The sequence below is a fragment of the Steroidobacter sp. genome (genome assembly GCF_016790065.1).
Lineage (GTDB): Bacteria > Pseudomonadota > Gammaproteobacteria > Steroidobacterales > Steroidobacteraceae > Steroidobacter.
The window spans coordinates 1-7,359 of the sequence record NZ_JAEUPY010000101.1; the positions used below are offsets into that span (position 1 = coordinate 1).

Annotated in this window: 7 protein-coding genes; all 7 read left to right on the forward strand. The window is 61.1% G+C overall.

Features of this window, described 5'->3' with window-relative positions:
• The coding region (locus JNL55_RS04195) for a hemerythrin domain-containing protein (protein WP_293849735.1) at positions 1-625 on the forward strand (625 nt) is incomplete at its 5' end.
• Between the two features lie 176 nt (positions 626-801).
• Positions 802-1,161 (forward strand): DUF2934 domain-containing protein, encoded by a 360-nt coding sequence (locus JNL55_RS04200; RefSeq protein WP_293849738.1) that lies wholly within the window; start codon positions 802-804, stop codon positions 1,159-1,161.
• 69 nt (positions 1,162-1,230) lie between these two features.
• Positions 1,231-1,689, forward strand: coding sequence for a GNAT family N-acetyltransferase (locus JNL55_RS04205; protein WP_293849741.1), 459 nt, complete (start codon positions 1,231-1,233; stop codon positions 1,687-1,689).
• A 69-nt stretch (positions 1,690-1,758) separates the two neighbouring features.
• Positions 1,759-3,990, forward strand: coding sequence for an ATP-binding protein (locus JNL55_RS04210; protein ID WP_293849744.1), 2,232 nt, complete (start codon positions 1,759-1,761; stop codon positions 3,988-3,990).
• On the forward strand, positions 3,983-4,447 hold the full coding sequence (locus JNL55_RS04215; protein ID WP_293849747.1) for a response regulator: 465 nt from the start codon (positions 3,983-3,985) through the stop codon (positions 4,445-4,447). The genes JNL55_RS04210 and JNL55_RS04215 overlap by 8 nt, the downstream gene beginning before the upstream one ends.
• Before the next feature lies 1 nt (position 4,448).
• Positions 4,449-6,845 (forward strand): response regulator, encoded by a 2,397-nt coding sequence (locus tag JNL55_RS04220; protein WP_293849750.1) that lies wholly within the window; start codon positions 4,449-4,451, stop codon positions 6,843-6,845.
• The coding region (locus tag JNL55_RS04225; protein ID WP_293849753.1) for a biliverdin-producing heme oxygenase at positions 6,835-7,359 on the forward strand (525 nt) is incomplete at its 3' end. The genes JNL55_RS04220 and JNL55_RS04225, both read left to right, overlap by 11 nt.

A 7,359-nucleotide genomic window follows, 5' to 3' on the forward strand; every position in this document is an offset into this window, starting at 1 on the left:
GCCCATGGCACGAGCCACGACGACCCATTCGACCGACGCGCCGCGAGATGCGATTGCGTTGCTCAAACAAGACCATCGCGCCGTAGAAGCGCTGTTCGAAGAATTCGAAGACGCGGATGAAAGCGAGCAGTCGTCGCTCGCCACACGCATCTGTCAGATGCTGACGGTGCACGCGCAAATCGAAGAAGAGATTCTGTACCCAGCCGCCAAGGAAGCGTTCGGCGAGGAAGACGATCAAATGGTGTACGAGGCCGAGATCGAACACGGCTCCGCCAAAGACCTGATCGCCAAGATCGAAGCCGGCACGCCCGAGGATCCGGAGTTCAAGCCGCTGGTCAAAGTGCTCAGCGAGTACATCAAGCACCACGTCAAGGAAGAAGAGAAGGAAATGTTTCCCTCGCTCAAGGACACCGAGCTCGACTTGAAAGAGCTGGGCGCACAAATGGCGCAACGAAAAATGGAGCTGTTGGAAGAACTGGGCATCGAGGCCGAAGAAGCGCCCGCCCCCAAGCGTAAACGTTCCGGCAGCTCACGTACGAAAGCATCTGCCAGCAAGCAGCGCCAAGCTCGCGCTGGTAACCGTAGTAAGTCGGCACGTAGTGCCGGCAGTCGCGCCCGCCACTGACATTTATTGGTTGCGGAGCGAACCGACGGCGGTGACGGCAACGTCACCGCCGTTTTATTTCAACCCTTTAAGAATCATTGGCATGTCGAAATGAAGCGACAGCATGTAGTTCTGGGAACCTTTGGCGCGCGATGACGGTTTGACGTTCTGAACATAACCGCCGATCGGAGAGCATCATGGCGAGCCGTCCCTCAAGCCCGACCCCGCGTTCCAAGAAATCATCCACCCGCACGTTGCCGCCGGTAACCACAGTCACCAACGAGGAACGTACACTCGCCGATGCAGAAGAGACCGCCGAGAACCGCGCCGCCGATGGCGTCGTCGGCGAAGTGCCCACTCATGATTCCAGTCATGACGTGAAAATCACCGGCAGCAAGCTGGACCAACGAGAGATTCCGTCGTTCTCAGAAAGTCGTGAAGCACGGATTGCTGAAGCCGCCTACTGGCGCGCCGAACGTCGTGGCTTCGAGCCCGGTCACGAACTCGACGATTGGTTGCACGCCGAACAGGAAGTCGACACTCCGCGTCACTCCTGAAGCCAGCGATATTTGCCCGGCCGGTCCCTTATACTTCCCGTCAGCGGGAAGGCAATTTAGGGACTGGCCATGAGCTTGGATACGAGCGCAAACGTACGCCCACTGCAAACCACCGACCGGCAGCAGTGGCAACAGCTGTGGTCCCAATACCTGGCGTTTTATAAACAGAATCTGCCGCAAGCCACCACCGATCTGGCGTGGAGTCGCTTGATGGAAGGTCGCGAGCTGTGGGGCTTTGCGGGGCTGGACGCTGCCGGCCACATGGTCGGCTTCACGCACTACCACTTCCACCTGTCGACCTGGTCACCCGTCGGCTATTGTTATCTCGAAGACCTGTTCGTCGATCCGCGAGCGCGCGGTCGTCACATCGGCCGCTCGCTGATCGAGGCCGTCTACAAAGCGGCCGACGAGCGTGGCGTGACGCGCGTCTATTGGCATACCGAAAATACCAATGCGCGTGCGCAAGTTTTGTACAACCAGGTCGGGCAGCTATCGCCCTTTCTGCAATTTCGGCGACCGCCACGCTAGCGCGACGCGGAACTTTTTACGCTCGTCGGGCATTTTCTCGCGCAGAAAATCAAGCTCCACGAGCGGCGGATGGTGCCAGCGGTTTCAACATCCGATCTCAACCTCGACTTATGCGCGCAAGAACCTATCCGGATTCCGGGCAGCATTCAGCCGCACGGCACGCTCGTGGTTGTGGATCCAAAAAGTCGGCGCATCGTGCAGGCGAGCGTCAACGCTCCGGCGTTGCTCGGCACCGGCCGCGGCTCGACTGTGCTTGGCCTGTCATTGCAACAGCTGGTGGGCGCAACGACTGAACGCCAGATCGACAGCTGGCTCAGCAACCCGGACAGCAATTACCTGAGAACCTTGGACGTGAACGGCCAGCGCCTGCAGGTGCTCGGCCACCAAACGGCTCAAGGCATCGTGCTGGAGTTCGAGCAGCCACCTGCCAGTGAGGGCGAAACCCTCGAGGCTTATTACCCGCGCGTCGGCCGTTTCATGGAAGACCTGCCGGCGTGTGAAACCGTTGCCGAATTGTGCTCCGCCGCCGCGCGTGAGTTCCGGCAGATCAGCGGCTTCAACCGTATTCTGATCTATCGTTTCGACGCGCAATGGAATGGCGAAGTGCTGGCCGAAGACGGCGATGGCGTGCTGCCCTCTTACGCCGGCCTGCGCTTTCCCGCCAGCGACATTCCTGCTCAGGCGCGCGAGTTGTATCGGCTCAATCGGCTGCGTGTGATTCCGGACGCGAACTACACGCCCGTGCTCATCGAACCTACGGTCAACCCCACCGACCGTAACTCGTTGGATCTTAGCTTCGCCGCGCTGCGCAGCGTCTCGCCGGTCCATCTGGAATACATGCGGAACATGGGCACGCTGGCCTCGATGTCGATTTCGATCCTGGTCGACGGCCGGCTGTGGGGCTTGGTGTCGTGTCACAACGCAGCGCCCCGCCGCGTCAATGCGCAAGCACGCACCGCCTGCGATCTGTTGGGAAAAGTTCTGTCGCAGCACATCGGCTCACGCGAACGCGGCGCCTACGCCGCCAAGCGCATGGAATTGAAACGCATCGAAAGCGAGCTGCTGACCAAGATCGCCGCCAGCGATTCGTTTCAGATCGGCTTGAATGCGCACGCCAACACATGGCAGAAGCTGGCGGAAGCCAGCGGCGCGGCCGTACTACACGACGACTTGTTGTTCACCGCCGGCGCCGCGCCCCCACCGGATCGGCTGCGGACGCTGGCGGAAAAACTGCGCCAACAAGGCGCCGATTCGTTCGTCACCGAAAGCCTGTCGTTGTTGTGGCCTGAATTTGCCGACCTGGTCGACGTCGCCAGCGGCGTGCTGGCCATTTCCATTTCACAACTGCATCCCAGCTACATTTTCTGGTTTCGACCGGAAGTGCAACGGACCGTGCTATGGGCCGGCGATCCGCGCAAGGCCGAGCAAGTCCAGAACGAACGCCTGACGCCGCGCAATTCGTTTGCTAGTTGGAAGGAGCAAGTCAAAGGCCGTGCGTTGCCGTGGTCGCAAGCCGAGTACGACGGTGCGGTCGACTTTCGCACCGCCATCATCAACTTCGTACTTCGTCGCGCCGAAGAGCGGGCTGAGCTCACCGATCAGCTGCAACGCTCGAACCGCGAGCTGGAGTCGTTTTCATATTCGGTCAGCCACGATTTGCGCGCGCCGTTTCGTCACATCGTCGGCTACACGCAGCTGCTGCGAGATCGCGAGACGTCGTTGAGCCCACAGTCGTTGCACTACCTGGACAGCATCAACGAAGCGGCGGCCTCGGCCGGCCAACTGGTCGACGACCTGCTCAGCTTCTCGCAACTTGGTCGCACGGCGCTGTCGGTGTCGCCGGTCGACATGCAAAAGGTCATGCAGGAAATCGTGCGCTCGGTGGAACCGGACGTGCGCGGCCGCCAGATCGAATGGCGCATCCAGGCATTACCGCCGACCAGCGGCGACGCCGCCCTGTTGCGCCAGGCGCTCTACAACCTGGTGGACAACGCGCTGAAGTACAGCCGCGACCGCAGCCCCGCGATCATCGAAATCCAGGGTGAACAACTTGCGTCGGAATGCGTTTACACAGTGCGCGACAACGGCGTCGGGTTCGATATGGCTTACTCGCACAAACTGTTCGGCGTGTTCCAACGGCTGCACCGTATGGAAGATTTTCCCGGTACCGGCATCGGCTTAGCACTGACGCACCGGATCATCGAGCGCCACGGCGGCTGGATCGAAGCCAGCGGCAGCGTCGGCACCGGCGCCGAGTTTCGTTTCGGCATTCCACGTAAAGGAGGCAGCGTCGATGGCTGATCTGCGACCCATCCTACTGGTCGAAGACAACCTGAAAGATATCGAGCTCACGTTGGCGGCACTGGCCAAGTGCCAACTCGCCAACGACATCGTCGTCGCGCGCGACGGAGCCGAAGCCTTGGAATATCTGTACTGTCACGGCCAATACCAAGACCGCGCACCCGGCGATCCGGCAGTCGTCCTGCTGGACTTGAAGCTGCCCAAGGTGGACGGTCTGGAAGTCCTCGCCAAGATCAAATCGGACGAGCGGACCCGTGCCATTCCGGTGGTGATGCTCACGTCCTCTCGCGAAGAAAGCGATTTGATTCGCAGCTACGAGTTGGGCGTCAACGCCTTCGTGGTCAAGCCGGTGGACTTCAACGCCTTCTTCGAAGCCATCCAGGACCTGGGAATGTTCTGGGGCGTGCTCAACGAAACGCCGCGGGCCGCTGCGCCGACTCGCGCCGAGAGTAAGTAGCATGGCTGCCGAGCTAGCACAGCGATCGAACTCGCAGACGCGCATCTTGCTGCTGGAAGACAGCGAGATCGACGCCGAGCTGGCCACCACTCATCTGGCGAAAGCCGGCACCGCCAGCGTCGTGCAACGTGTGGCGACTCGCGACGAGTTCATGCGTGAGATCGGCACTGGCAATTACGACGTGGTGCTCGCCGATTATTCGCTGCCCGACTTCGACGGCATCGCCGCGCTCGACATCGTGCGCGAACATTGCCCCGACATGCCGTTCATTTTCGTTTCCGGCGTGGTCGGCGAAGAGTTCGCCATCAATGCTTTGCGCCGGGGCGCCACTGACTATGTGATGAAACGCGGCCTGAGCCGACTACCGGCCGCAGTCGATCGTGCAGTCGCCGAAGCACGCGAGCGTCAAGACCGCGTGCGCGCCGAACAAGCACTACGAATCAGCGAAACTAGCGCGCAGCTGGCCATCGAGACCGCCGGCCTCGGCCGTTGGGCGCTCGACCCAGCGACGGGCATCTTCGATCTGGACGCACGCTGTCGCGAATTGTTCGGCCTGACTGCGAATGTCACCGCCGATCGAGAAACCTTCCTGAAGTATTGTCACAACAGTGATCGACCTCGGATCGAAGCGACGCTGCGAGCCACGCTCGCCGCGCCCAATGCCAGCAACATCTCCACTGAGTTTCGTATCGTCCGCGCCGGCGATGTTCAGGAGCGCTGGGTGTCGCTGAGCGGTCGCGCGTTTCGCGATGGCGGCGAATGCACTCGTTTGATCGGCATCGTCAACGACATCACCGAGCGCAAGCAAGCCGAAGCCGAGTTGCAGGATCTGAATCAAACCCTGACCTTGCGCGTCGCGCACAAGACCGCCGAGCGCGATCACTTGTGGCAGCTGTCCAAAGATTTGATGGCCGTGATGACGCCGGTGGGCGCACTCATCGAAGTGAATCCGGCGTGGCAGACCTCGTTCGGTCATGGCACCAGCGAAGTGGTCGGCGAGCATTTGTCCAAGTTCGCGCATCCCGAGGACGCTGCGTCGGTTCGAGAAGCGATGGCGCACGCCTCGCAAGACAGCCAGCGACCCTTCGAATGTCGCTTCCTATGCCGGGACGGTAAGACTCGCTGGGTCTCCTGGTCGATAGCCCTTGGCCACGGCTACATCTATGCCGTCGGACGCGACATCACTGAAGACAAAGCAGCCCAAGCGCGTCTGGAAGAAGCTCAGGAAGCGTTGCGACAGTCGCAAAAGATGGAGGCCGTCGGCCAGCTCACCGGCGGCATGGCGCATGACTTCAACAACCTGTTGCAAGTGGTGGTGGGCAACATCGAAACCTTGCAACGCAAGCTGCCGCCGAACTTGGAGCGCCTGCGTCGCGCCGCCGACCACGCCATGGCCGGCGCGCAGCGCGCCACCAATCTCACTCAACATTTGTTGGCGTTCTCCCGCAAGCAACCGTTGAACCCGCGGCCGGTGGCAGTCAATCGCCTGGTCGCCGGCATGTCCGAAATGTTGCAACGAACCTTGGGCGAGCTGATTCAAATCGAGACCGCGCTATCGCCCGACCTGCGCCACGTCGAGATCGACGGCAATCAACTGGAGATCGCACTGTTGAATCTTGCCGTCAATGCGCGCGACGCCATGCCTGACGGTGGCAAGCTGCGCATAGAAACATTCAACTTGGATCTGCGCAGCGGAGCACCCACAGATAATTTGCCGCGCGGCGAATATGTCGCCCTCACCGTCGACGACACCGGCATCGGCATGCCACCCGAAGTGTTGGCGCGTGCTTTCGAACCGTTCTTCACCACTAAGAATGTCGGCCAAGGCACCGGCCTCGGTCTGTCGCAAGTGTATGGTTTCGTACGTCAGTCGGGCGGTCAGGTGCGCATCCATTCGGCTGACGGCGCCGGCACTTCGATTTGTATGTATTTGCCCGCAGCTCGTCCCGACGCGCGCTTGCCGGAAGAAGAAACCCAACACGAAATGCCGCTGCTGGCGGAACGCGAAACCATCCTGGTGGTCGAAGACGATCCGGATGTACGCGCTTTTACCGTCGAGACGGTGCGCGAGCTTGGCTACGATGTTCTGGAAGCACGCGACGGCTCGAATGCATTGAATCTGCTGCGCCAAACACCGGCCGGCGACATCGATTTGTTATTCAGCGATGTGGTGTTGCCGGGCGGCATGAACGGTCAGCAATTGGCACAGCAGGCCGTGATCCTGCATCCCCGCTTGAAAGTGCTGTTCGCCACCGGCTACGCGCGTGACGTGATCGTTCATCACGGCAGGCTCGACCCCGGCGTGCAGTTGATTACCAAACCCTTCGCGTTCGACGATCTCGCCGCACGTATTCGCAGTGTATTAGACGATCAGGACTCAGCTCGACATGCAAATTGAAGATGGTTTGGTGGCCAATCGACGTAACTCGCTGCGCGGCGCGACGGATCATTTACACCGTGACCTGGATCGGATTGCGGCCGGCTTCAATCTGGCCGATGCCGCTCACTATCGCCGCTTTCTGCAAGCCAATGCCGCCACTCTGATTGCCATCGAACAGTTGCTCGAGAACGCGGGCGTGGCGCAGCTGCTGCCCGATTGGTCGCAGCGCTCGCGAAGCGAAGCCATCCTCGCCGACCTCCGCAGTCTCGAGGCAGACGTGCAGCCGCTCGCTCTGCGCCGGACCGCACCGACGCCAGCCGAGGTGTTCGGCATCCTGTATGTGCTGGAGGGCTCGCGCCTCGGCGCCCGGATGCTGCTGGATCAGGTCAGCACCAGCGGTGACCCCGCCGTGCGTAGTGCTTCTTCCTACTTGAGCCATGGCCAACCCGGCCCGGAGCGGCCCGGCCTGTGGCGCAGCTTTCTTCAGCAACTGGAGACACACGAGGCCGCCGACGATCAGACACAGACCGTG